Source organism: Candidatus Nitrosocosmicus sp. T (genome assembly GCF_054408485.1).
Genome location: NZ_CP166992.1, coordinates 1,855,045 through 1,878,992, shown reverse-complemented (window position 1 = coordinate 1,878,992; position 23,948 = coordinate 1,855,045). Strand labels below are relative to the sequence as shown.

Below are 23,948 nucleotides of genomic sequence, written 5' to 3'. Positions count from 1 at the left end.
TATGATTTACTTTGATATCCTGATTTTTAAAAAATATCAGATTGAATAATAATTTTAGATGAGACCTAGATGCTGTCCTGAGCGATAGACTACAGCAATCACAATAAGGTGATATTTTTTAGTGTTATAGAGAGTAAAAGAGAAAGTAGGGTATGATCAGCGATCTTTCTTTTAAATGCCATATTTGTTAGATAATAATATCAAGATCCGCATCAACACCTATTATTCGACTAACTTGTTATCCATTACTTTGATGCTTATTGATCAAAACAATGAATCCAAAAAACTAAAAGGGAATGTGATTTAATCTACTTGAAACCAAACACAGAAAAATTATTCTAATATGATGAATATAGATTTCTTTTTTTACTCGTTTGTTCTTTCAACTAGTAATCTGGTTTATCGTCTCTTTCAAAAACAGGCCCTATAGAAGCACCACGGCCCGATCCCGTAAATGTTCCTCGGATCTTTTCCACATTCAAATTATTTGATATATATTCAAGCATCTGCAAATTAAATCGATGTGCTACTACTATATGAGTTCCATGATCATACAATGCAGGCATTACTCCCAAACCCTCTGAGATAATTGACTTTACTTCATCCGCACTTGGTCTTTCTCTAAGAAATATTTCTATAGTATACATTGGTGAGTCATCCCTCTTTAATCTGTGGAGCATATCAATAATCAGTCTTTGGTCCACTTTGGGCAACCCTTCCCTCATAGAGTTTTCAAATTCATCAAATCTCTTTACAATAGTGTCAATGCCGCTCATCCACATTTTAATAACATAATTTGTATAATAATTTATCGAATCAAATGTATCAATCGATGAGAGAAATTTACAATTTGTAGACTCTATTAATCTATAACTTCTGCTACTCTATATATATAATAAAACCAAACACAAGAAAGTTAACTTGTATGATCATCTGGATGCGATTGATTCAGTAGAATGATAATTCACAGATGGAAATATTGAGATATTGTTATTATAATCTGTGTAATGTCTTTTGAGGGCAAAATCATTTATATGTAAATCATACAAATAAGCGTTACCTTTTGACAATTGGTTTCCTCATTCGAAATTAGCTCAAACGATCGCTTCAGTGTAACGGCAAATACTCTAATACTTTCTATGGTGATCATATTTCTTATTTTTTGCCAACTGCTCCCTTTGAACTCTCATTAGAATATCTTATGCCAAGGAACAAAACTATCATTTCCTTCTTAATCGTTCAATTTTAGAGGTTATGTACAACAGCAGATCTCAAATCTTTGGAAAAGTTATACAAAGAATGGATAGAGGAACAGTGCAAGTGATAATCGGATTTTCTGAAACCATTGGAAATTATGCCATACACCATTACCTTTGAAGGTGGTTTTTCAATCGGATCTAAAATATATGATGACGTTACTACTAATAGTATGTAATTGACCTTCCAATCTGGTAGACTATGAATCTAGATACGACTTGGTGGTCCTTCCTCCAGACTCATATTTTACTCTGAAAGGTGTATCTTATACAAAAAGTCGTTTAATAAATAAAAATATTAGCACAGGAGATATTTTAGAACGTAATCTCTAACGAGAATATGATGATTCTACAAATAAGTATCACGCGGTTAAAAATGGTTCTATTATTGGCTGTTTAATAAAATCTATTGGATGGCCAGTGTTTGGTGATACTCCAGGAAAATCACAAAAATTACTAAAAGCTTCCACTTTGGAAGTTTCCCTGAATCACTCAAATTTTCTTGTTCGGTTAATGAAATGGCATAGATGTTAAACCATCATCCCGTTTTTCATATCGATTGGGATAAAGTTACTATTAGATTGTACACCTGGACCCAAAATAATTCAATATTTGATTTCGATCTGCGGTCTGCAGTATTTACAGATCAACTATACTATCGCGTTGTCAAAGATGATTTGTAAGTGTAGTTATGCGAGATATCAAAATCTATAAACAGAATGATCTTATGGTTTTGCTATTTACTAAACGTTTGAGAAACATTCAGAAGATGATTAGAAATTGATAATTTGATTATTTTTATAAGAAGAGTCGAAACAAAAAAAAGAGTGGTTATTTGCCTAAGCAGAGGCCGACTGGGACTGATGTATTACAGTTGTTATCACTGAATTGGTTATTGTTCACGTTTAATGGAAGGCCATTTGCGTTGTTGATATCAACACCAGTGTTATCCAAAATGTTGTTTGCATTGACTGTATTGTCGCTACTTTGTCCGTCGAAGAACAATCCACTTACTGATCCTTGGATGGTGTTAAATGAGACCACATTTGCTGCAGAGTTTACGAATGTTGCACCTGCAAGGTCATTTGCTTTAAAGAGGTTTGTTGTCAACGTAGTCCCTGTTGAGGAATGGGATGCCACACCTATGTTATTGCTAAAGAACAGATTGTCTTCTATTGCAGTGTTAGCTGAGCCTGTGTTAAATGAGCCTATTTGGTTTTGTGTGAATGTTACAGCAGATATTTTGTCATCTTGTCCACCTGTGTTTAATACTCCTGCTTGGAAGTTTTGGATAATACCTGGACCAACGATGTTAACATTGTCTTGGTCGCTTAACATTGCTCCTACCTTAGATGTTGTTACACCTGGACCGGAAATCGTGTGACCGTTAAGGTCGACTGTGATCCCATCTGCTCCAATTATTAAACCGTCAGTCTTGCAATCAAGATTGGATGTCAATTTGACGCTTTGTTTGATTACCTCTCCGCAAGAGACAGATGCATTGACTGGCTCTGCAGTGGCTTGGACAGCGGGTGATGATGATTCGCTCTCTGGAGTGACTGTGGCTTTTGTCCCTGCTTCCCCTTCGTCATCAGAATTTCCGTTCACGTTTGCTTGGAAACTTAAGTTGTTGCAACTTGCAACTGTCTTCCCTTCCGATAAGCATTCAGAACTTTGAGCGCTTGAGCTAGATTGACTTATTTCACTTTCTGAGTCATTATTACCGTCTTGACTATTTTGTCCTGTAGCCTGGTTTCCTTCAGTGGCAAAGGATATTGCCGTTGAAGATGAAACGGTGAAGCTAAAAACTAGTAAAGATGCTAGGATTGCAATTGATAAGATTTTCTTGTGTTGTATTGCCATTTACATTATGTATATTTTAAAAAAATATATCGATTTTCCGTGATTTTCTAATAAGAAATGACATTGGATTTGTAATTGATAATTGTTATGTTTATTTCGTAAAAATTTTTAGGGATGAATAAGCGTGTAAACCTCATTTATAGAATATAGACAAACCCCTCTGCTATAGTGAATCGATAAATTTGACAAAATCAGGTGAATGAACCGACTTAGTTTTCTCCCATACATTCAAGAATTTGGGAATGGATTTCATGGCTTTTGCAGAAGACATCCACCTTAGCCAAAGTTGATCATCAATAACATGTGTCTTATGAAGTCTATAGATGAACTCATACAGGTCTATGAAAGCTCTAAGCATGTAAAATTGATCAGGACTATCCACAAGAGCAAATCTGTCTGCAAAAAATGGGCTTTCCCTTGCCATTTTAATAAAAGGCTCTGAGGTCTCTAGTTTCAACCGTGCTTCAATCATTCTTGCATATATTTGATATTCGCTCTGTAATCTCAAATTCTTTCTATTTGCAACAAGAGTGAGTATGGCCATAAATAAGAGTCCTGAAGTTATTATCGGAAGGTATTCTAATAGACTTATCATCTAATCCTCTTATCCATATTATTTATTAAATTAATTTTAGTTCTACATTGCTATTATAGTTATATTAATAAATTGTCAAAATTAAAGAAATGTGTATGAAAAATAATTCATCAAAAATTGTGTTCTTATTTGCACTTTTGTTCCTTGCGGCCGTAGGCACTTTGGTCAATGGATTCAATATTGGTCAAGCTAATGCTCAGGGGATAACTGCCAGCAATAGTACAACTGCCAGCAATAGTACAACTGCCAGCAATAGTACAACTGACTTTTACTCAAATAAGGATTTATTTGTGACAACTGAACCAAGCGGTTTTGGAATCTACGAGGAAAGGAACTCTACTACTTATTCTCCAGGAGAAAAAATAATATTATACATCGAACCAATTGGATTTGAGTATAAAAATATAACGGATGAAAACGGAACACCACTCTTTTCCATCGACTTTGGGGCCAGTTTTCTTATGACAAACTCTAACGGTACTATTGTAGGTAGTCAAGAAAATGTACCAATTGGAAATATAGTTTCTCATTACCAGAATAAAGAAGTGTTTATACCATTTACTGTGACACTATCTAACCCTTTTCCATCGGGAGACTATGTAATACTTTATGAGATTACGGATGAAAATTCGGGTAAGTCATTTGAGTTGAATAAAAATATAACCATTTCCTAATTACTAATCTTTATTTTTTGTAGCACGTTTTTTATCACCCATGATAATCAAAGATGATAAGCTTGATAAAACTAATAAAATGTGTAAAATTTAGTTAATTAATTGACTAATAGTCTAATAATTTAATAATGTTATATTAATTGCTAGAATTATTTCCAAATATTTTAGTTCACATCTTATATATTTAATCAGTGAAGATACAGTGATAGTAAAATGGCACAAATGCCTGCATTAATTCCAAAGGAAGTAGAAATCCAAAGGCTAAAAAAGATATATTTGATGGTCATTATGCTAGGGTCTATTGCTGCATCAGTAGAAGTAGACAACTTTGTTGACGGATCATTACATCAAACAGCTATCAGAGACAGTGCATTTACACCAGCTCATTGGTGGTTATACAGTCACTTTATTGCACTCCCACTAGGTTGGGGATTTGTTGCAATGTATGACAGGAGAGTACCAGTTTTAAGAGGACCAAACAATTCAATGAATACTGGTCTAAAGATAACCATTATCGGTTATTTAGCTACCATGTTCACTATTGGTATCAATGAAATGTGGCACTTTTGGTTTGTTGAAGAAATATTTTCAGTACCTAACCACTGGATGTTTAACATGGGTGTAGTAGTAGCTTTCATGGGTGCTTTGGCCTATGTAGTTAGGGTATACGCACGTTTGGTGGAACTTGGCGCGGAAACTCCTGCAAGAAACCCCTATGTAGCAGAAATGTACAAACTAGCATTAGAAGGAAAACTCTACAGCAGATCAGTTCCTTAATCTTTTTTATTTTTATTTTTAGAATCAGTTTTAGAATCAGTTTGTTTTATCAGTTTTTAATTTGATTTGGTTTAGGTTTAGTTTGTTTTTTGATTTGATTTTTAATTTGTTTGTTTTTTAGCTAATTATAATTAATTTTATACTGCGTTATTGAAAATCAAAAAGTATCAGATATAATTCCGAAAGACCCGTTTGTAAATAGAGAATAATGGTTAATATCTACAATATTCTGTCATTATCAACACTTATTGCAGCAAAATTATTTTAATTCATTTTAGGAATGATAACTTTGAAACTAATTCTGTCAATTGTTCAGTTTTCCACGATCTTATCCATGCTGCATCTCTACCACATATCTTAATTTTTTTAGAAATGTAGGGTTTTCTTAAGTAAATAAACTTGCCATATTCTAAGTTGGATTCAATTTTAATTTCTAATTTTCTTTTTAGATTTGACTTTGCTGAGTGCTTCGTTGATGGTAAAATTCCGTCCCACCTAATATAATGCGTTCCTCCATCTAGCCTTCTTAGCAGGAGGTTACATTCGTCTATTTTCTCCAGACGGAACCTTATTTCATCTTCTTCCATAAATGAATTTGTGGGTAACGTAGATGATGACAAGGTAATAGCCATAACCCATTAAATGAAAATATGTATATAATTAGGTTTAATACGATGCTTTACTGTGATTGATAGTAATTTTTTTACTAGAAAAATTATCTTGTTTGTAACCATGAGATTATTTTTTTAAAATAAAAGTAGTGCTATGCAGGATAATCATAAAAAGGTTTAAGACAAAGATCCTCTCTATATACATAAGTAGTAAATGACACAAACTAATAACTCGATAAAAGAAAAGATAATGAAGATGTTTAATAGAACCAAAAAGAAACAAACAACAACCAACCCTACCTAATTTTCAATAGATATGAACTAATATTACAGCGTAATCAGACTACGCCAAGTTCAAATCAACGGAATTGCACATTTGCTATCCTAACTGTTTTTATTATCTGGCACTATCTTCCGAATCATGATAGTATCAAACATCAACCAGTTTATTTTTCATTGCAGGAGTGCTTGTATAAATCAATCCTAACATTGCCTTTTTAGCTCCCTACATTCACTCACTTATAAAAGCGCTAAAAAATATGTAGGGTTACATTCATTAATTCGCGTTCATTCTATAGGGACGGCAAGGGGAACTTTCTAGCAGAGATTCATTATATAATTTATGAGCCTTAAAAATTCTCTTTTTAGAACCTTTGATGAATTTTCAAATCGATAGGTGGTCTACAAATAAAAAATGAACAACATATACTATAATTTGAATTAAAAAATGTAGCAAAAAATTATTTCTCTTTTCTCTATTTGAATGAAAATCCAATGAAGGGCAATTATGAGGGCGGGAATCAATTGCATATCAAGTTTGAATAGATTGATCTTATATGAAGTAACAGGAAATATGGTTGTCTCTATTGGATACATAGGAATTAATACGCTCTTCTGTTTTTCTTAATTATGATAAATGAAGATTACCTTAATGGTTTTATACGCTACTCAAGGGTGGTTGAAAATGCATTTGATTTTTATAAAAATAAACTCTATACCCAAATAAAATCAGAGCAGCAAAATAATAATAATACTGTAGTTATAGCCCAAGCAAATCTTATACTGCATTCATTGGACTTAAATAAGAAGAATATTTTAAATCATATTGGGATTCTTTTTGACAAACCTATCGACCATGGAGACCATCATTATTTGAACACAGCTTTACTAAGAAGTGTGCTAAACATATATGGAAAAGATTTAGATCGTGGGATCGTTTTATTGGAAAATGAATATGAATACTATCTCAAGGAGCATGATATACTGAAAGAGGAGGCAGAATTGGTGTATGAGATTGTTGAATTTGTTAAAAGGCTGAAAAGATGACCTATGATTTTACCTCAAGATCTTGTCTTAATGAATAACTTTATGATTCAAATCAATATTTGCAAAAAATCTAATCACTTCAAAAATTTTATGGAGTCAATAAGATTGTCTGCCAAATATTTATAGTTGTTATAAAATCCACTAACACCTTCATCACCGGCAAAATTTAGTTTAATGACAAAGGTTTGATTCGAATGATTGGTTTCAATAATATTATCAATCTCTGTAATATCTGCAAATCCGGTAGGCTTGCTAACTGCCACTGACCCTGCTGTTTCTCCATCAATTGTTGTTCTATTAAATGAAATATCTTCATAAACAATAGCTTTAGAATCCTTTACCAAACTTGATTTCGCTAATTCCATGACTTCATAGGTTATCGGAATTGCTTTGTCTATGCAGGATACCGCTAAAGTCATGTTCATTGAATCGGGATCCATAGGGTCTTTGAAACTATGAATTTGAAAATTATTAGCAGCACCAGTGTTATCTAATATGGTGTCTGAAACAAATGGATGTTTCAGTGATATTCCGCAGGCATTATTTTCATATAATTCCCAGGTTGGTTGAGCGCTTGAAGTAGGCAGAACATTAACCATAGCCATAATAACCAAAATCGTTACTATGATAAGAAAATTAATCATTGTGCTAACTAACTGTTCTATCACATAAATCCATTATATATTTTTATCAAAAATCATTTGTACCATGGTTATTTTTTAAAAACAACTGTAAGAGTCATAGTAAATTCATATTGGTGGAAATTCCTAATCCTATATTGATGTAATTGAATGATATGCCGCTAATGTATATTGCACAAGCACTATTGTATGTTCGTAAGATACACGTTAGGGCGTAACAATAATGGTGATTATCAACATGATTGAATGGTGATCAATAATAATAGAGGAATATGCATGCTTCTCGAATATACCTATTCCTTGTCCAATCTCTAATATGAGTACGACACCGCATTTGAAATTAATATCGATTCTTGATTACGTCGTCGTTGCTTCTCATAGTTTAATAAATCATAAATTAATAAGTGCAACATGCGATCTTGTTACGCCTAAAAATGTCTAATACATTAAATCAAGCGGAAGCATCAACACCGCTTTATCAAAAAAAGATGCGAGAATGTACTATATGCAAAAGCTCTGGATTTTCAGAACAGTTGATCACCTTCCTAAATATGGGGGAAGACTCGGTCACCGGAAAAACGATCTGGAAACCAATCTATGAAAATGGTTATGAACACAAGCATAAATTCAATATCCCGGATACCAAAAAACCTACATATCTGAGAAAAAAAATCGTAGATATTGCTGCTGTCACCGATATTGAGGAAGCAAAAAAAATTGTTAGTACAAGGGTGGGAATATAAAACATCATATCCTGCAACTATATCTAACATCCCGCACTTCATTCTAATAAGAAGGGAATAGCCCGGTTTATTGGATAATCTGTAATTGAAACAAAATTAATTACCTTTTTTTGACTCTGAGACAATTGTGAGCTCTGATTATGATTTCTGACATTGAATGGATCCTAGATCAACTTAATTTAATAAGATTAATTTTGATTAGCTGATCCATGAATATCGTTATTATCGTAGGATTCATTATTGAGAATAGTATAGCGTGATTTTATTATTTTATCTTGCGTATTTTGAATGTTATTCTTATTATCAAAACTAAAAATGCTCCGGCCGGGATTTGATCCCGGGATCGTCGCCTTGAGAGGACAATTTAACGATAATAGTCAATCTATTAACGAAAAGGATATAGATTATGACAAATTCCGACAATATTTGATATCCCAAGGTCTTAATCAAGTGACAATGAAAACTCGAATGGCATATGCAAGAAAGTATTATCATTTATTAGTAACAGGTGATTTTTCTGAGATTATGGAATTTTCTAATGATAAGAAGAAGCACATAATGAAATCACTGGCTCTGTTATCTAAATATTTAGGATGTTATGATAAGTGGCAAGATTATAAGAATAGATACCAATTAAAATGGACTGTAAGCAGAGACTCTCTTACAAGTTTTCAGGCTATCACAAATCAAGATAAGATATTTAGCAACATGATTGAGTGGATTAGAAACGCTATTTCTAATTATCCTCGGTTTAAAAATATCTTTATGTTTAATGTTTTGACAGGCTTGAGGCCGGGCGAGGCAATAGAATCCTTTAACATGTTAGGAGACCCAATACAAAGGGATGAGTACTTATCAAAGGATAAAAAAATACTTGAGCATTTTAGATATCCTTCCATATTCCTTAGGAGGACTAAGAAGGCATTCATTTCATTAGTAAATGAAGATATTCTAAACTATATTGAAAAGAGTCCGACAGATGATTTGAACTATGACAAGATAAGTTTGACATTTGAGAGGAACAATCAAAAATTCTACATGTCGTACTGTAGAAAGATCTATGCTACCTTCTTGAGGAATGAAGGAGTGGAATCAGAGTTGATAGATCTGCTACAAGGAAGAATATCTAATTCAATATTTGTCAGACATTATTACCGGCCCGATATATCAAAATTTGATGAGATAAGAGAAAAGTTGACAAAATTGCATGTTTTGCTCGTCAGGCCCTAGTGACGCTAGTGACGCTAATTTCAACTTAATCTGTATTCATATTGTGATATCATCGGGGCCAAACCTACATAATAATATTTGGTCATACTTGAAAAACATCATTAATCTTTTGTCTATGGATCTAATTCTATGCCTAGTATTAAGAGACTGCTTTGATTGAGCCGCGCATTAAAATCGTCACATAATATATTTTCTTGAATAAAATAGGGGTTTAGGGTTAATTCGATGCTATATTAAACCTGAGATTCATAAAAGAAAAGATATCATTGATAGATATATTCTACTGCAATAGATTCATCATAGTTTCTAATTTCTAGTCTTTTTATCAATCTGTCAAGACTTGTATCTTTATCTAATATCTTTCTGTCTTTTATAGCAACGAATTTTTTATCGTATTTTTCCTTAAGGTTGTCGTGTTGTTTATGTATCCATTCAAAGTTTTCTGCCAATCTTTCCAATTTGTCTAGATTGGATTTGGCAAAATCGTCTAGAGATTGCATTGTAAATTCTATAATGGGTTTTTAACCCTAATAAATATTGGTAAATACTAAAGTCTTATCCTCCATCCTTTATATTTATATAACATGACAACCTGAGCATCGTGTTAAGTGGAATAACTATAACACATATATCTATTATCAGTTGGTAAGACAAATTCAGTGGCCAGCCATTTTTCAATACACATTAGAATCCATTAACTGACTCAGAAACTTCTTACAGGGTTTCTCTACCTATCTCAATAACAGTTTAAGAATCGCTTCCATAGTGTCTGCATTAACTTATAAAACCTGTAAATGGTTTTAAATACCATTATAAACCATAATTAATCTAGGACAGTCATACAATCTAATTTATTACCTGATTCAATAATTTACAATTTTGTTATTGACTAAATTGCGTCTAACGTTAAACCCCGTGAATTTTCATGAGTGGATTGGTTCTTTGCTTAGTAACTATTTCTGAAACCTTCCTAATCCTTACACTGATAACTGCTCCTATCCAGATCAACAATTCAACGAAAGAATATATGCTTATATATTTAGAGAACGAAAAAGCTGGAGACTATTGATTGCAATTTGGCAAATATTATAGATTGACCTTGTGTCCTAACGCCACTGGAGGTGTACCAAGTTGACTTTAGGAGGTGGATTGTATGGCCCTTTTTTAAACGTAGAGCCGAGAGTGAAAAAGCACTGGCCCCCTCCAAATAATCAAACAAGAACTCAATATGTTATTGGATTGATTAAAGATAGAGATAGCAAAGAATTTGATTTTATTACTTGGTTAGAAATGTGTAAGCACTATGATGCTGACTATTATGAAGATTGAATACGATTCAGTTTTCGAAGTAGCCAAAGCTCACAGAATGCTAGAGAAACTAGATGGGATAAAGAGGGAAAGAGACCATGTGTATGGACGGCTGAAGTTTGAAATTACTCAAGAACAATGTGATTTTTTAAAAAGAAATGGGATTGGGTTTGTGCTTTTAGATAAATGATTGAGTATTTCCTAAGTTACTTTGCTTAAACAAAATGTAATCCCCCTCCTTTATAGGCCATTTAGGTTCTTAATATACTTCTCAAATTTAGGAATTTTTTGTTGAAAAGGGAGGTATAAATTCTTGTTTTTACAATCTAAAGGTACTGGCGACGGCGCACCAAAGCCAATGAATTTAATTTTCAACTAATCCGCAATATTCCATATTATGTAGCATGCCAGCGATTGGCTTATCTCTAAAACAATAGTTAATTATGACTTTTTGACTTAGCAGCATTAGTTAGAGCAATTTTGTCTGTATCGGTTTATCTGGTCCTAAACCTTTCCCTCGTTTTGGCTTTATTTCATCTAACAACATAGCCTCTATTCTAGCCTTAAGTATTCTGAGGTTTTCTTCATCTAAAGCAAATCCTTCATTGTATATCTCTCCATTGTCTCGATTAATCTTTTTCCCAATAGAAAATAGCCCTTTATATTCCGGCCGTCCTTTGTATTTCTTAAACAAGTCCCGAACGTAAACCTCTTCTATATCTGCCACTTTTATTCACGATCGCAAGACGAATTATATATAGATTTTCTGAATAAATGATTATATTATTTTAAACTGTAGTCTTGATCACATGTTTATATTTTGATTCGGCCGCACCAAAGGAATGAATTGAAACTAATAAGATATACCTCAAATCATTGCGTTAATCCAGAAAGGATTCTTGTCAGTTTTTTGTCTGCTCAAAACGGTCTTGGAGTCTTTTCTTGAGGTCATACTTATCACCATAATAATAATTGATTCTAGATGTTACCTTGAAAGATTAGATTTGCTTACAGATTTATCATTTGATTCGGCCGCTGCAAGAGGATCTACTTTCTCTATTGTTTAAGGGATTTTTATTGTTATACTATTCGCCTCCCGTTGGAATCGTATCGTTCCTTATCATAGTTACCACCTGAATAACTATCTTTTACTGGTGATCCATTGTATGATCTATCTGAGGAGTTATATCCCGATCCTCCAGTTTGTCGATCATCATAATAGTACGGCGATGGTTGCTGCTGTTGGTTATAGTAGTATTGCTGTGGCTCATTGTTTCTGCTACTACTCATCTTTGCTCGTATCGCCCATATTATTACGCTCAGGAGTATGAAGAAGATAAAAAATCCTATGACAAACTCCGGCGGTCCATATGCAAATGCTACAGCCATTTCATGCTTTCCCTCCTGAAAGTACGGAAATCATTATGCTTTTACCTCCCTCCAAATGTTTTGCATAATCTCGTGATATTCATTGGAGTTTATACCCACTATCATTATTTAAAGTTGCTTCCAATATATTAGCCAAATTATAACAAATTTTACAAAACCTCTTCTTTATAACGAAGACTGGATCATCTGTATGATAACATGTTTTAAACAACCATCCTTCGACTTCAATACATGAATCATACGCCTCTTCTAAATCTACCATTAATATTCGTCATCTTGATTCCGGATTATATTAGATTTTGTGATTGATTATTTGTTTCGGCCGCTACAAAAGTCAATGATAGTAGATTTGCTATAACAAATACTATTATAGAAAGGCTTTTGGTTCGTTATACAGATATTTGATCATGAACACTTGTTGAATATTAACAGCATGTTTAATTATCTAATCAGGCTGACCTAGTTGCGGTGTTACTAAATGCAGCCATGTAATCACTGCAGCTTATGTTGTGGCCTTGTTGCGGCCATGTATACTAGGCCGCAGTAATAGTAACATTAATAAATATAATAAATTATATATAGTAACTATGAGAAATATTAAACATCTCAATAATAGATATAGGCAAATAGTTGTTGATTTAAATAATTATTTGGCTTTAAAGAAGCTCGGACAAGCTGGAGACAGCTTCAATGACGTAATAGGTAACATAATAAGAAAAGCAAATTCTGGTGATATCTCACATCACCAGAATTAAGGAGGGCAATAAAATGTGCGGTCATTCGATAAATAATACAAGTTTAGAAATTGGTTTTAATAAACTTTTCTTAATCGAATATGTTATAGATATTTCAAATACTCTATACAGTAAGGATGAATTTGCTGGAGGTTTAGCATGTAATTGAATAGTAACGATAAGACAATGAACGAGTGGGCAGACTTTTGGCAGAATGTTATAGGTGTTAACGTTACCCCTGTTGATACTAAGAATAGATATCATATAGTCGAATGGAAACCATGGCAAGAGAAACGGATTCCAGTTGAACGACACGAAAAATGGAAGAAGGAAAACGCCTTTTCGAAAGGAATGGCAATAATACCTGGGACTTTATTTCATAGACCAGATAAGGATGGTATTAAGTTAGTCTTTATTGATATGGATAATCAAAAGGCAATCGACGAAATCTGTAAAATTTTCAAAGTTGCAAGTTTGAATGATTTGTCACAAATATGCATAGTCGAACAACATAGAGATCAACCTTTCAAGGCACATGTTTACTTTTACTCTCGTCATACTTTTCAGAAAAAGGGTAGCGACGCGGTCAAGTTCAAGAACGAGATACATAATAATGAAATACCTGCTATAGAGGTAAAAGGGTTAGGAAGTCATGGGATCGCATACTGCAGCCCGTCACCTCACAAGAACGGACATCCTTATGAGATTATTGGGACTAGAAGTCCAAAGATCTATGGTAAAGAAATTGAAGAGGGACTGTTTCTTTTATACGAGAAATATGGTTTAATATCTGAGAGAGATTTTAGTAGAATTCCTATTGAGAAGTTATTTGAACCAGGGTTTAAAATCCTCGAGGGTCATAACAGACATGAAGCATTATTGAGAGTAATGGACTCCTATATGGCAAAATATCGTGGGACAGTTCCTGAGGAGCTTATTAGGAATTTGTCGCATAAATGGAACGAGGAACACTGCGATCCCCCATTACCTGATGAGGAATTTGAACGACAATGGCGAGACGCCAAGAAATTTATCGATCGTCAATCTTTCAAAGGGATCCCCAGATTAGGGACACAATCGATTATGGAAATAGATAATACTTTTTACCAATCTCAATATCAAGCTTTTCCAAATATGATACAGCACACTGTTACTCAAATTAGTGGCAATATAATTCGCCACTCAGAATGCTTATACAAAGTGTATGAATACTATCCGGATACTCGAGTATATTACATCGATAACAAAAGTGGACAAATTATGTCAGGTAAATTAAATGATGGTCTTATAGTCCGAGAGAAATCGTTAATCAATATAAATCCACAAAGGATTATTCAGTATCATAATCCTATATTTCCTAATATCCCGCCTAAATTAGAAGTTCAATGCTCAAATGGGATCAACATCGGTCCTGTGGATAGTGCATCTGATTTGTTAAAGAGATTAGAGAATGATGGTTTGATCCTAAATAAATCAAAGGCATCTGATGCTCTAAATAGTATTTTGGCTGCTATGCGAGAGCAAGGATTAGTCGAATCGATAGAAAATATTTCTTGGCCCGGATTCTATTTGGTGAATAACAATCTAGTAAAGCAACAACCAACCTGTAGAAGAGATTACGGTAGAGAAGAAGCCAAGGAATGTTGCGAGTTATTAAACAAGTTGGCACAGAATGGATGGAAGAATAAAAATATTTTCCCAACGGTTCTAAAATGGGCTATACTTTCTCCGTATGCGTTCATAATCAAGACTAACAAGGATATATCCAAATATGAATGTCTTAGAGACAGATGTCGATTTCTACCGTGGCTATTACTTCATGGACAATCCCAATCAGGAAAATCAACTTTGGGTCAACTAATTGGATTTATTTGGAGGCAGTCTGGAGAGGATTTTGAGAAAGGATATAGCTCCATAGATACTGTTGCAAAGTTAGGCAACACATTAAGCAAGTCTACATATCCAACACTCATCAACGAGAGTGGATCGATTTCTGAGAATCAATTTGGAAAATATACAAACATTATTGAAACTATCAAGACATCAGTTGAGAGTAAAATTGCTCGTGGCAAATTCATATCTTATAACACTTATTCAGAGATTCCTGCATTAAGTCCCTTAATTCTCACATCAAACCATAAACTCATTGAAGAATCAGGCTTTAACCGTAGATTTGTATCAATTCATTTTTCAAGTGCTGAGAAGAAGAGCGAGGAAGAGCAAAACGCCTTTGCAGATTTACCCCTAGAGAGACTTGGTATTTTGGGAGATTTTGTTTCACACTATGTATCAGCCGAAAAACTAAATCAAATCCCAAGGAAATGGGAACAATTCTCAGCTGATATCTTAGAATCTTTTTATAGCTTTGCTGAAATTCCTGCTCCTGATTGGATAAATAACTTTGAGGATCAGTCTCTCATTAGTGCCGAAAGTGATGACAGGAAAGAATCATATCTAAGATCTATGATGACAAAAGATATAACAGATACCTATTCACGACATAAATCGTCTTTCTCCCCCACCAATGATGCAGATAGTTGTCTCAAAAGTAGTTTCATAACCGCACTAGATTTTTGCTTAAAGTATAAGTTGATACCTTATTTGCATACAAAGAAAGATGATGAGATAGCAATCACTATCGACATTATGAAAAAGATGGATATCCCTAATGTGACCTCCTTTAAAGATTTAGCTCCCATTCTTGGGTTTGAGCACAAACCGGCCAGGATCAATCCTGACAAAACTCAGAGGGTATTAGCCGGTAACCGACAGAATCTAATAAAGTTCCTCAGTCCAGAATATGATTAAATGTTACTTGTTACTTGGTGTAACTTTTGAAGAAGTTACACTACAAATCCAACAAAAATCCATTTTTTGTGCTCACTTGATGATCTACAAGTTATATCTTTTTGATTGTAACATTGTTACTTATTAATATATATGGGTGTATATATTGTCATTTCATATCTATGTAGCGTTACCCTGTTACATGTAACAAATTAGGTTATACCTTTATTTTGATACTTTATCTTGACTGAATGATCATATAACGACCGCACCAAAGGTAAACAGACTAGCATGCTGCCAACTTCTAATATAGGGGGTTAGGGATTAATCATAAAACATCTCTTAGTTGGTCGTTATAGATATGGTGAGCACAGATAATAATTATCGGATTCTTTGGATCTTATGAATATTCAAATTCACTTTTTAAACAGTTTCAAGCGGCCGAAACAAATTCATCTAATACATCTTTCACAGTGATTGCAGTAGGATAATTAGAAGTAATCCCTTTAAGGGATGTTACTAGATGAAGTAAACAATATCGTTATTTCTCTTACACTGTGTGATATTCATCCTATGGCTAATAGTTGTCATTTTGGTATTAATGTGGAACAGAATCAACTATATATATGACAAGAGGGACAATTATTGGAAATAGAAAGCAAATGGAACATAATAAATTCTTAGTTATAATTGGTGTAGTTTTGGCCACATTATTTATTATTACAATGGAGGGTGTTTATGCTCAGGAATACTCCATAGATAAAAAAGAAAAGTATCCATTGGCTTTTAACCAGACAGGACATCTCAAGAATTATGATGATTGTGGCTATAATGACAAATATTTGACTCCCGTAACTGTAGACAATATAATAATTGAGTACTCCTTTAATGATACCTCTGATGATTCCTCTAATACAGATTTAACTTCCTATGGTGGTATCGATTTAGGACTTTTTGGAAACTACGAGCAGTATGAGGACAAACTAGATTTAGAGAATATCACACAAGCCCAAGTTGATTGCCTTATTGATATTAGAGAAGTGGAAAAGAGCAAAGAATACAAAGATTGTGGATATGATGGTGTCAATACTTCTCAGGCGGTGGATCAGAGGCTTTCGGAATTATCAATGAAAACAATACCTACAACCGAAAACAAAACACAGAAAGAAGTATTGCAACAAGAAGCTGATTGTCTCGTGGATATTCGTAGTTTGGAAAAGCAGACTGCGAAATATAATCAAGAGGGTGGAAAGTATCAAGATTATGAAATAATAGATGGAGAAGTTGTCAAAAAAACTAAGCCAACTCCCAATATACAGGGTGGACTTGATGCGATGGTCACTGATCTAAAAAATGATGGTGAAGCACTAAAGGCCGAAATAGCAAGTACGAATTTATATAAGACAGGTTTGGTAGAGGATTTAATTTATAAAGTGGCCTATTATGAAGGACAGATTTCAGTTATGGGTGGCGGTACATGGGCATACCTACATGATGTACAAGATACGCTATTAGCAAAAATAAAAGCAACAGATGAAGATGGTTTTACAACAACCGAATTAGCATCCATTGATTACTTTGCTACGGGAGCAGCTCAAAGTAAGATCGAACATCCAAGTACGAACGTCTTCGGTTAATTAAATAATCTTTTTTCTTTAATGGAAATTAAATCTCCCGTTCCTTCATTTCTGGTAGTTTATAGACAAATTTCTAAAGCACATATAATGACGATAATATCTTTTAAGAGGGATTGCCGATTAATTCAAATATATACTTCTGAAATGCTAAGAAAATAAAAGTATTGAAATTTGGGAATGAATCTCCAATACTTCTCATTTAGTATATTAATATGGAAATTACCAAAAATTTTATTACTTGGTTCAAATTATGGATCTCCGTGGACGGGAAGTTCCTTCTTTTGTTTATGTTAACAATAACACTGATCTCTGCAGCTACAATTAGTGCAGTATCTTTACCATATCAGGCTGCCGAGGCTCTGTGTCCTAGTGGTTTCTACAAGGGCATTGAGGGTTATTGTAAGTCTTTATCATCATCCGGATTAGGGTCATCTTATAGTTCGTGTCCTAGCGGCATGTATAAAGGAGCTAATGGTCTTTGCAAATCTTTATCATCATCCGGATTAGGGTCATCGTATAGTTCGTGTCCTAGCGGATGGTATAAGGGAATAGGAGGATATTGTAAGCCATTATCATCATTGGGATCTGGGTCATCTTATAGTTCGTGTCCCAGCGGCATGTATAAAAGTATACAGGGTTATTGTAAGTCATTCGGTAGTTCTATTTTAGATTAATTAAAGAGATAGGTAAGATTAGATTACAGTTGGATGATTCTATCGCTAAAATATTATACAATAAATCAATTGTTTTAAAAGGCTCATTAAACTTATCCTCGGTTCAGTCGTTAGAGTCAAACTTTTGACCCTTGCGGCGGCCGAAACAAAAACGCAGACTATAATATTAATTTATAATCGTCGGTCGACTATACGGATTTCAGATTCTAATTCTTGTCCATTGAACCCAACTTTTGTGAGCAAATTGTAATGCGATTGAACCTATGGACATAAATAACCAGATAATTAGGAGTTGTCGAAGCAAGATTTAACTACTTGAATTGTCAAGCATTTTAATGACGCAACGAAATTTATGTGAGGATTGTCAAGCAGGCAAGCATCATGATTTACAGAATGTAGAAAATTGTGATTGTCCATGCTCTAACACCGTTCGCGGTGGGGATCATACGCAGGGAACACCTTCGGATATTAGTGACAGTAGACCTTCAAATGTAACATAATATTCCGATCATAAAATTTTTATTAAATACCTAATCGATAAAATTATGATTATTCTGTCTCATGCTTCTTAGATTTTGTTTTACGCTATGTAAAGGGAGATTCATTCAAGCATTGGTTCCTAAATTAGGTTCCTGTGCATAAGATCACAAGAAAAGCCAGGTTGACATCCATTGTTTACAGAACTTCACTTTACCACTAATCAAAATCAGAAGGCCAGACTTGATGCGATCTGATAATTCATAAACTTAATAATTTAGACTATCAGACCTTTGGTATTGTCAATTGAATCAAAAATACCTTTAGTTTCGCTTGAACAAATCGAGCCTCTCATTTCACAGTATATAGAATGTTGGAAAACACATGGGCCTAGAATATTTGACATTGGTGATGAAACACTTAGAACTAGTTATTTATCAAATATACAAACAGATTGTGAAAGAAATTTTCTCATTGTTACTAAATTTGAAATGCATAAGTTATCCTATGAAGCATTCAATCAAATGCCTATACTTCTTTTACGTACCCAAAAATATCAAGTCAATCAAGACCATTATTATTACTGGAGTTATGCTATGGATGTTTACGAGTATTATAAAGAATTGGCTTTGTTACCATTCTTTGATAATGAGATCAGTAACCGCGTTAAATTGTTAATGGGCGTCCTTCTTCTCAATGATAATTCTATGTTTAGAGGACCTGATAGGATGAAAATCAACGCTGCTGTAGAGAGTCTCATGCCACATTTACAAAAAATTAGAATGGATTCATTTCTTATTGCTGCACACCTTACTTATCCACTTGTAGAAGGGGTTGCCAGAAGAATGTTATCAGAGTATATGGAATCAGATGGAAAATTAAAGGATAATATTCCTGCTTTTTTATCTAACGATGGAAAACAAGTAACAGTAAACAGTAATCGAATAAATCGTATAAATATTTTGTTACGATTAATTGAATCTAAAACTTCTAACATTCAATTAAGGAATAACATGAAATTATTTAGGGAGGAATTTGAAATAGTATACATAACTGATCCAGATTTAAAATGTTATGATTTAATCGATGAAAAGAGAAATCAATTACTGCATGGAGAAAGATATTGGGAGAAGTTTTTTGGCGCTTTAATCAATTTATTGTGCCTCCTGGTTAATTCTGCCATCACTAAAGAAAATTATGAAGCACAGTATGAGGAGATAATCAAACGGATTAATATGAATATTCAAACTAAATCGCGTGGATTTAACAGTCCTTGGGGAACCTATTATCCTCCATTTCTATAGTTTATCTCACCATTCAAATTGTAATGTGCTACCCCATACACGATACCGTATCACTCAATTCGTCTAAATTGTAGTTCAAAGGAAGTCGTCGAATTGAGAACTTTTACTTAGTCAAATTCGCATAATTTTAAGAATATATAATTCATTTCTTCATACTCTTCATATACATTGATTAGGAATAAGTGAATTGATGATCCTGGAATCAAGAGGTGGCTCCCATTGTTCAATACTGTTAAACATTCAACAACACAGTCTTAACAATTGTCATTCCTTACAGCGGCCGAACCAAAACAATAGCAAATTCATGGATCTAAGAACGATGAGTAACGAAGGTTCTTTAACTATAAAAGCATAAATTAGTATTCTTTCTGATGGAATAGTCTTTTGTTATGTGGATGGATCTCTTATCTTAACTGCGATCCCAGACTAACATGATCTACATATATTTAAGAAATAAGTATTAGTCAGTTTATTGTTACTCTTCAAACTAATTGATAACATCTTAATGTATAATTAACTTGTTTAAATTTTAGAGAGTAGATTGTTAGAAAAAAGGTTTTGATAAGAGTATCATAAGATATCTGTCAAAGCAGTCTCAGAAATCGCGGACCATTAGTTACCTCACTCAATATTTCTAATTATTTGTCACTAGGGGATGAACCTCGTAAAAAATCCAAAACCTAATTCGTAATAATGTTTAGAGTAGTTGTCTCACCATAACGAAAATTTGGTTGAATGACATATGATCTACAGATTATATCCTTAACTTACGACTACAATGAATACAATGATTATCATCTCTATTTTCATAACGCTTCTAGGGGCCGAAACAAATCCTGATAAATAGTGATAGATGAATAAAAGTATAAAAAATGATTAAAACTAGGAGAAATTACATCAACTCATGATAAATCCAAGGGAATCAATTAATTTCTTTATTGGGTCTGGTGCGTCTTCAGCGTTTGGTTTTCCTTCGATGACAAAAATTACTCAAGAATTCAGAAAGAAACTTCATTCGAAAGCATACCCTGAATCAGCATTCTCTCAGGAAAGAAATTCATTGAATAACTCTCTTTATTTTGATCAAAATAAAAAAATAATTAACATCTATGATCGCATATACAATACTTTAGACGAGTATTATCTTGGTAAAGTGGACGTAGAAGCAATCATGTCGGTAGTCATAGGATTGAAGGAGAATACTAACTTCGCTGAAAATACTGGCGACTTTGGACTATATCAAATTTACAGAAAATCAACTAGCCCCAACTTTGTTTTCAATTTGGACGAAGATTCAATAGAAGATTTGAATTTGTTAGAACAAAGATATAAGGAATTTATAAGAAGTAGCATGAGTTTTGACCAACATAAGGTAGATCTGATTGAAAAAATTTATGATAATTTTTTCGGTGTGCTCCATTCCCTTATAACAAAGAATGAATTGGACGAAGATACAATTCCATATAGCAAGATTAATTCCTCATTACACAACAATTTCAATATATTCACTACCAACTATGATACAGCGATTGAAAAATATTTTAAGGATATTGTAGAATACAAGGAATTTGATACTGGAGCAATAGGATTCGATTCGGAAATAAAAATGGATGAATTCATCAAACGATATTGGTGTAGGAACAATGAAACACGTATGAAAATAATAAAATTACATGGATCGGTAAATTGGATTAAAGATGAAAAGAATAGATTAATTCAAAAAAGTTTGGAAGATAACTATGACCGAGTCAGATCAATGAACTCTAGTAACTCTATCAAGGATGAAGTAATAATTTACCCTCTAAGTCAAAAGAAGTTATATCTTACACCATTCATTCAATTATACTATTACCTTGAAAAGGAGTTAAGTAACGACAAAATCTGGATAGTAATAGGCTACTCATTTCGAGATCCAGTTATTAGACATTTATTCGAAAATTCTATAAATAATATGAAATGCATCCTATTGGTAGATCCCAGAAGTGAGACAATCAAAAAATTATTCAGTGAAGACGCTCAGAAGAAAATTTTCACGCTAAGAGCCGAATTTGGAAACAAAGAAAATTATGATGAAACCAATAAAGAAATAGTAATTCAACTAAAAGAAATATTTCAAGATATCTGATTTTATTCCCTCTAATCACTTGTAGCGGCCGAAATTAGTTGTAAGAAAAATATTGTCAGAAATTGCATCGGCCAGCAATATCGCATAAAAAGGACAATCTATTCCTAGATTATTTAGTGGTCTAATTATTGCTGTTACTCTCGCAAATATCCTTCAAAGCCTTTGATCCAAATGTATATCCGGCACCCGCACCACCAATACCACCGCCAAGAGCTGCTCCTGCTGCGCCACCCATCAGGCCCCCTACTAATCCAGCCTCATCACAATTGGGTTGAGATCTGGAATTTGAGGATGACTGAGATGATTCATATCCACCATTGTCTTGTTGTGTTGTATCGAAGTTATTATCAAAATTATTGCTGGAGGACGAACATGAATTTAGTCCCGAATAATACCCATCCATGAATTCAGATGTATGATAGACTGGTCCCTTTTCAGGCTGGTTGATATACTGTTCCGACGAATCTGATATTCCAGCATCATCACAACCATGGTCATACCCTGAATCATATGGACTTTTTGACGAGGCTAGTGCAAATGGCAGGGGAGCAGAAAATATGAGCATAAAAGAGAACAATGCTACAGAAAATGCTTTCCAAGATATAGGTTTTACTGTCAAATTTAACACTATAGTTATAGGGAACAATTATATATTCTTGTCTATGGGTGTTATTATCATAACCTCGCAACTACAGGCAGAAGTGGACATCGACTATTCCCGGATACCTTTTGAATATGAATTGGTCAAAACAAATTGATCGCTTTTCCTCTTGACGGATCAAGTAATGCATGAAGCGGCCATAGAATTAGCATACTAAATACAGTTAGCTTGATCTATAAAACTAAATCTTGATTCAATTTACGAACTAAAGGGTTATAGTTTAAGATTGTTGGTAATATTCGATACTAATACAATGCTTTCATACTGCAAGTTACCACTTCTCTTCCGGTAACTTATCATATTCATCTATGGCCGTTTGTGTGATATAGATACTGTCAACGTCATTAGGATCTATAAAGATAAAACCATGCTTGAGTAGATTATCTCTTAGATGTTGTCTCAATTCCAGGTTTGAATCCTCAAATTCATCATTAATTCCTACTCGCCTCCTGCAAGCCTCTGTGTATGCTTCCACAAACTTTATCGGGACTTTAAGATCGTGACCAGTCCTTTCTATCATACTCTTGACGACTTTGTATGTCAAGCACTTAACATATTGTGATGAGATTTGTTCTACCATACACATACTATATCATAAATTTACATAAAAGGCTGACAACAAAGAGAGCCTATTTCATTATTCAACTAAATTGCTTTGGAACGGCCGAAACAAATAAACAATTACTTTTGTCAAATAAGAAGATACCTAAAGAAAATAATTGCTCCGACTTTTACATAGGAACTTATTCGATTCAAGCCAACTAATTACTCAGTTTTATAGATTGCAGCGGCCGAAACAAAAGAACCTAATAGAATCATGATAATGACACAAATTGAGAACAACAACAACAACAACAACAACAACAATCAACCAGGGCCATTGTGAGGATTACTCTGTCTCATGCTTCCTAGATTTTTGTTTTACGGTTTGTAAAGGGGGAACTCATTCAAGCATTGGTTCCTAAATTAGGTTCATGCGATTAGGATTTTAATAGAAGCGAGGTTGACATCCATTCTTTACAAACCTGCACGTTCTCTCTAACTAAAAGGTGGATAAACCATTGATGCGGCCGGAAAGTGAACATGAAAGCTGTATCAAAATTAAATTCATTCGCATTAGAAGAACTGGCACATTG

Annotated in this window: 26 protein-coding genes; 16 read left to right on the top strand and 10 right to left on the bottom strand. The window is 33.7% G+C overall.

Annotation, left to right across the window (positions count from 1 at the left end; all coding sequences use genetic code 11):
* Window positions 1–386: 386 nt before the first annotated feature.
* From AB0A59_RS09540 to AB0A59_RS09530, 3 genes are all read right to left on the bottom strand, one after another.
* Entirely contained in the window at window positions 387–776 is a 390-nt protein-coding gene (locus AB0A59_RS09540) for a hypothetical protein (protein ID WP_458743299.1), read from the bottom strand.
* A 1,311-nt stretch (window positions 777–2,087) separates the two neighbouring features.
* Complete coding sequence (locus tag AB0A59_RS09535) at window positions 2,088–3,119, bottom strand: NosD domain-containing protein (protein ID WP_458743297.1); 1,032 nt, start codon at window positions 3,117–3,119, stop codon at window positions 2,088–2,090.
* 163 nt (window positions 3,120–3,282) lie between these two features.
* The gene (locus tag AB0A59_RS09530) at window positions 3,283–3,714 is read right to left on the bottom strand and encodes a hypothetical protein (protein WP_458743295.1); all 432 of its coding nucleotides are present in this window, start codon (window positions 3,712–3,714) and stop codon (window positions 3,283–3,285) included.
* A gap of 95 nt (window positions 3,715–3,809) precedes the next feature.
* Here AB0A59_RS09530 and AB0A59_RS09525 point away from each other — a divergent pair, with 95 nt between their 5' ends.
* Both AB0A59_RS09525 and AB0A59_RS09520 read left to right on the top strand, forming a co-directional pair.
* Window positions 3,810–4,388, top strand: a complete 579-nt coding sequence (locus AB0A59_RS09525; RefSeq protein WP_458743293.1) for a hypothetical protein — start codon at window positions 3,810–3,812, stop codon at window positions 4,386–4,388.
* A 213-nt stretch (window positions 4,389–4,601) separates the two neighbouring features.
* Complete coding sequence (locus tag AB0A59_RS09520) at window positions 4,602–5,165, top strand: methane monooxygenase/ammonia monooxygenase subunit C (protein WP_144732171.1); 564 nt, start codon at window positions 4,602–4,604, stop codon at window positions 5,163–5,165.
* Window positions 5,166–5,434: 269 nt separating this feature from the next.
* Here the strand turns inward: AB0A59_RS09520 and AB0A59_RS09515 are convergent, their stop codons facing one another.
* Window positions 5,435–5,797 carry a hypothetical protein gene (locus AB0A59_RS09515; RefSeq protein WP_458743291.1) on the bottom strand — a complete coding sequence of 121 codons (363 nt, stop codon included), beginning with the start codon at window positions 5,795–5,797 and terminating at the stop codon, window positions 5,435–5,437.
* Window positions 5,798–6,685: 888 nt separating this feature from the next.
* Here AB0A59_RS09515 and AB0A59_RS09510 point away from each other — a divergent pair.
* Window positions 6,686–7,102, top strand: a complete 417-nt coding sequence (locus tag AB0A59_RS09510) for a hypothetical protein (protein WP_458743290.1) — start codon at window positions 6,686–6,688, stop codon at window positions 7,100–7,102.
* Between the two features lie 74 nt (window positions 7,103–7,176).
* Here the strand turns inward: AB0A59_RS09510 and AB0A59_RS09505 are convergent, their stop codons facing one another.
* Complete coding sequence (locus AB0A59_RS09505) at window positions 7,177–7,746, bottom strand: hypothetical protein (protein ID WP_458743288.1); 570 nt, start codon at window positions 7,744–7,746, stop codon at window positions 7,177–7,179.
* 431 nt (window positions 7,747–8,177) lie between these two features.
* Between AB0A59_RS09505 and AB0A59_RS09500 the strand changes: the two genes are divergently transcribed.
* Both AB0A59_RS09500 and AB0A59_RS09495 read left to right on the top strand, forming a co-directional pair.
* Window positions 8,178–8,486, top strand: coding sequence for a hypothetical protein (locus tag AB0A59_RS09500; protein WP_458743286.1), 309 nt, complete (start codon window positions 8,178–8,180; stop codon window positions 8,484–8,486).
* A 288-nt stretch (window positions 8,487–8,774) separates the two neighbouring features.
* A complete protein-coding gene (locus AB0A59_RS09495; protein WP_458743284.1) occupies window positions 8,775–9,716 on the top strand; it encodes an integrase in 942 nt (313 codons plus the stop codon).
* Between the two features lie 263 nt (window positions 9,717–9,979).
* Here the strand turns inward: AB0A59_RS09495 and AB0A59_RS09490 are convergent, their stop codons facing one another.
* Window positions 9,980–10,216, bottom strand: a complete 237-nt coding sequence (locus tag AB0A59_RS09490) for a hypothetical protein (RefSeq protein ID WP_458743282.1) — start codon at window positions 10,214–10,216, stop codon at window positions 9,980–9,982.
* A gap of 631 nt (window positions 10,217–10,847) precedes the next feature.
* Between AB0A59_RS09490 and AB0A59_RS09485 the strand changes: the two genes are divergently transcribed.
* Together AB0A59_RS09485 and AB0A59_RS09480 are read left to right on the top strand one after the other, a co-directional pair.
* Window positions 10,848–11,045: a hypothetical protein gene (locus AB0A59_RS09485; protein WP_458743281.1), complete on the top strand. Its 198-nt coding sequence runs from the start codon at window positions 10,848–10,850 to the stop codon at window positions 11,043–11,045.
* The gene (locus tag AB0A59_RS09480; RefSeq protein ID WP_458743279.1) at window positions 11,035–11,214 is read left to right on the top strand and encodes a hypothetical protein; all 180 of its coding nucleotides are present in this window, start codon (window positions 11,035–11,037) and stop codon (window positions 11,212–11,214) included. Before AB0A59_RS09485 ends, AB0A59_RS09480 begins: the two co-directional genes overlap by 11 nt.
* A 279-nt stretch (window positions 11,215–11,493) precedes the next feature.
* On the opposite strand, the gene AB0A59_RS09475 is transcribed toward AB0A59_RS09480, so the two are convergent.
* Both AB0A59_RS09475 and AB0A59_RS09470 read right to left on the bottom strand, forming a co-directional pair.
* Entirely contained in the window at window positions 11,494–11,751 is a 258-nt protein-coding gene (locus tag AB0A59_RS09475; RefSeq protein ID WP_458743277.1) for a hypothetical protein, read from the bottom strand.
* A 353-nt stretch (window positions 11,752–12,104) separates the two neighbouring features.
* The gene (locus AB0A59_RS09470; protein ID WP_458743275.1) at window positions 12,105–12,413 is read right to left on the bottom strand and encodes a hypothetical protein; all 309 of its coding nucleotides are present in this window, start codon (window positions 12,411–12,413) and stop codon (window positions 12,105–12,107) included.
* A 587-nt stretch (window positions 12,414–13,000) separates the two neighbouring features.
* Between AB0A59_RS09470 and AB0A59_RS09465 the strand changes: the two genes are divergently transcribed.
* The 8 genes from AB0A59_RS09465 to AB0A59_RS09430 all read left to right on the top strand — a co-directional run bounded on the left by AB0A59_RS09465 (window position 13,001) and on the right by AB0A59_RS09430 (window position 22,151).
* Window positions 13,001–13,168 carry a hypothetical protein gene (locus AB0A59_RS09465; protein WP_458743273.1) on the top strand — a complete coding sequence of 56 codons (168 nt, stop codon included), beginning with the start codon at window positions 13,001–13,003 and terminating at the stop codon, window positions 13,166–13,168.
* A 13-nt stretch (window positions 13,169–13,181) separates the two neighbouring features.
* The gene (locus AB0A59_RS09460) at window positions 13,182–13,316 is read left to right on the top strand and encodes a hypothetical protein (protein WP_458743271.1); all 135 of its coding nucleotides are present in this window, start codon (window positions 13,182–13,184) and stop codon (window positions 13,314–13,316) included.
* Complete coding sequence (locus AB0A59_RS09455; RefSeq protein ID WP_458743269.1) at window positions 13,313–15,955, top strand: hypothetical protein; 2,643 nt, start codon at window positions 13,313–13,315, stop codon at window positions 15,953–15,955. Before AB0A59_RS09460 ends, AB0A59_RS09455 begins: the two co-directional genes overlap by 4 nt.
* Window positions 15,956–16,560: 605 nt before the next feature.
* On the top strand, window positions 16,561–17,571 hold the full coding sequence (locus AB0A59_RS09450) for a hypothetical protein (protein WP_458743267.1): 1,011 nt from the start codon (window positions 16,561–16,563) through the stop codon (window positions 17,569–17,571).
* 287 nt (window positions 17,572–17,858) lie between these two features.
* The gene (locus AB0A59_RS09445) at window positions 17,859–18,245 is read left to right on the top strand and encodes a hypothetical protein (RefSeq protein ID WP_458743265.1); all 387 of its coding nucleotides are present in this window, start codon (window positions 17,859–17,861) and stop codon (window positions 18,243–18,245) included.
* Window positions 18,246–18,580: 335 nt separating this feature from the next.
* On the top strand, window positions 18,581–18,745 hold the full coding sequence (locus AB0A59_RS09440) for a hypothetical protein (RefSeq protein ID WP_458743263.1): 165 nt from the start codon (window positions 18,581–18,583) through the stop codon (window positions 18,743–18,745).
* Window positions 18,746–19,021: 276 nt separating this feature from the next.
* Window positions 19,022–20,026, top strand: coding sequence for a hypothetical protein (locus tag AB0A59_RS09435; RefSeq protein ID WP_458743261.1), 1,005 nt, complete (start codon window positions 19,022–19,024; stop codon window positions 20,024–20,026).
* Window positions 20,027–20,930: 904 nt separating this feature from the next.
* Complete coding sequence (locus AB0A59_RS09430) at window positions 20,931–22,151, top strand: SIR2 family protein (RefSeq protein WP_458743259.1); 1,221 nt, start codon at window positions 20,931–20,933, stop codon at window positions 22,149–22,151.
* A gap of 121 nt (window positions 22,152–22,272) precedes the next feature.
* Here the strand turns inward: AB0A59_RS09430 and AB0A59_RS09425 are convergent, their stop codons facing one another.
* On the bottom strand, window positions 22,273–22,716 hold the full coding sequence (locus tag AB0A59_RS09425; protein ID WP_458743258.1) for a hypothetical protein: 444 nt from the start codon (window positions 22,714–22,716) through the stop codon (window positions 22,273–22,275).
* Here AB0A59_RS09425 and AB0A59_RS09420 point away from each other — a divergent pair.
* Window positions 22,709–22,909, top strand: a complete 201-nt coding sequence (locus AB0A59_RS09420; RefSeq protein ID WP_458743256.1) for a hypothetical protein — start codon at window positions 22,709–22,711, stop codon at window positions 22,907–22,909. The two genes, AB0A59_RS09425 and AB0A59_RS09420, sit on opposite strands and share 8 nt — an antisense overlap.
* A 174-nt stretch (window positions 22,910–23,083) precedes the next feature.
* On the opposite strand, the gene AB0A59_RS09415 is transcribed toward AB0A59_RS09420, so the two are convergent.
* Window positions 23,084–23,392, bottom strand: coding sequence for a hypothetical protein (locus AB0A59_RS09415; RefSeq protein ID WP_458743254.1), 309 nt, complete (start codon window positions 23,390–23,392; stop codon window positions 23,084–23,086).
* Window positions 23,393–23,948: the final 556 nt, after the last annotated feature.

Bases quoted from the DNA above. Each gene is read 5' to 3' on its own strand.
- AB0A59_RS09540 (WP_458743299.1), bottom strand. From the start codon at position 776: ATGAGCGGCATTGACACTATTGTAAAGAGATTTGATGAATTTGAAAAC.
- AB0A59_RS09535 (WP_458743297.1), bottom strand. From the start codon at position 3,119: ATGGCAATACAACACAAGAAAATCTTATCAATTGCAATCCTAGCATCT.
- AB0A59_RS09530 (WP_458743295.1), bottom strand. From the start codon at position 3,714: ATGATAAGTCTATTAGAATACCTTCCGATAATAACTTCAGGACTCTTA.
- AB0A59_RS09525 (WP_458743293.1), top strand. From the start codon at position 3,810: ATGAAAAATAATTCATCAAAAATTGTGTTCTTATTTGCACTTTTGTTC.
- AB0A59_RS09520 (WP_144732171.1), top strand. From the start codon at position 4,602: ATGGCACAAATGCCTGCATTAATTCCAAAGGAAGTAGAAATCCAAAGG.
- AB0A59_RS09515 (WP_458743291.1), bottom strand. From the start codon at position 5,797: ATGGCTATTACCTTGTCATCATCTACGTTACCCACAAATTCATTTATG.
- AB0A59_RS09510 (WP_458743290.1), top strand. From the start codon at position 6,686: ATGATAAATGAAGATTACCTTAATGGTTTTATACGCTACTCAAGGGTG.
- AB0A59_RS09505 (WP_458743288.1), bottom strand. From the start codon at position 7,746: ATGATTAATTTTCTTATCATAGTAACGATTTTGGTTATTATGGCTATG.
- AB0A59_RS09500 (WP_458743286.1), top strand. From the start codon at position 8,178: ATGTCTAATACATTAAATCAAGCGGAAGCATCAACACCGCTTTATCAA.
- AB0A59_RS09495 (WP_458743284.1), top strand. From the start codon at position 8,775: ATGTTATTCTTATTATCAAAACTAAAAATGCTCCGGCCGGGATTTGAT.
- AB0A59_RS09490 (WP_458743282.1), bottom strand. From the start codon at position 10,216: ATGCAATCTCTAGACGATTTTGCCAAATCCAATCTAGACAAATTGGAA.
- AB0A59_RS09480 (WP_458743279.1), top strand. From the start codon at position 11,035: ATGAAGATTGAATACGATTCAGTTTTCGAAGTAGCCAAAGCTCACAGA.
- AB0A59_RS09470 (WP_458743275.1), bottom strand. From the start codon at position 12,413: ATGGCTGTAGCATTTGCATATGGACCGCCGGAGTTTGTCATAGGATTT.
- AB0A59_RS09465 (WP_458743273.1), top strand. From the start codon at position 13,001: ATGAGAAATATTAAACATCTCAATAATAGATATAGGCAAATAGTTGTT.
- AB0A59_RS09460 (WP_458743271.1), top strand. From the start codon at position 13,182: ATGTGCGGTCATTCGATAAATAATACAAGTTTAGAAATTGGTTTTAAT.
- AB0A59_RS09450 (WP_458743267.1), top strand. From the start codon at position 16,561: ATGACAAGAGGGACAATTATTGGAAATAGAAAGCAAATGGAACATAAT.
- AB0A59_RS09445 (WP_458743265.1), top strand. From the start codon at position 17,859: ATGTTAACAATAACACTGATCTCTGCAGCTACAATTAGTGCAGTATCT.
- AB0A59_RS09440 (WP_458743263.1), top strand. From the start codon at position 18,581: ATGACGCAACGAAATTTATGTGAGGATTGTCAAGCAGGCAAGCATCAT.
- AB0A59_RS09430 (WP_458743259.1), top strand. From the start codon at position 20,931: ATGATAAATCCAAGGGAATCAATTAATTTCTTTATTGGGTCTGGTGCG.
- AB0A59_RS09420 (WP_458743256.1), top strand. From the start codon at position 22,709: ATGAGCATAAAAGAGAACAATGCTACAGAAAATGCTTTCCAAGATATA.
- AB0A59_RS09425 (WP_458743258.1), bottom strand. From the start codon at position 22,716: ATGCTCATATTTTCTGCTCCCCTGCCATTTGCACTAGCCTCGTCAAAA.
- AB0A59_RS09415 (WP_458743254.1), bottom strand. From the start codon at position 23,392: ATGGTAGAACAAATCTCATCACAATATGTTAAGTGCTTGACATACAAA.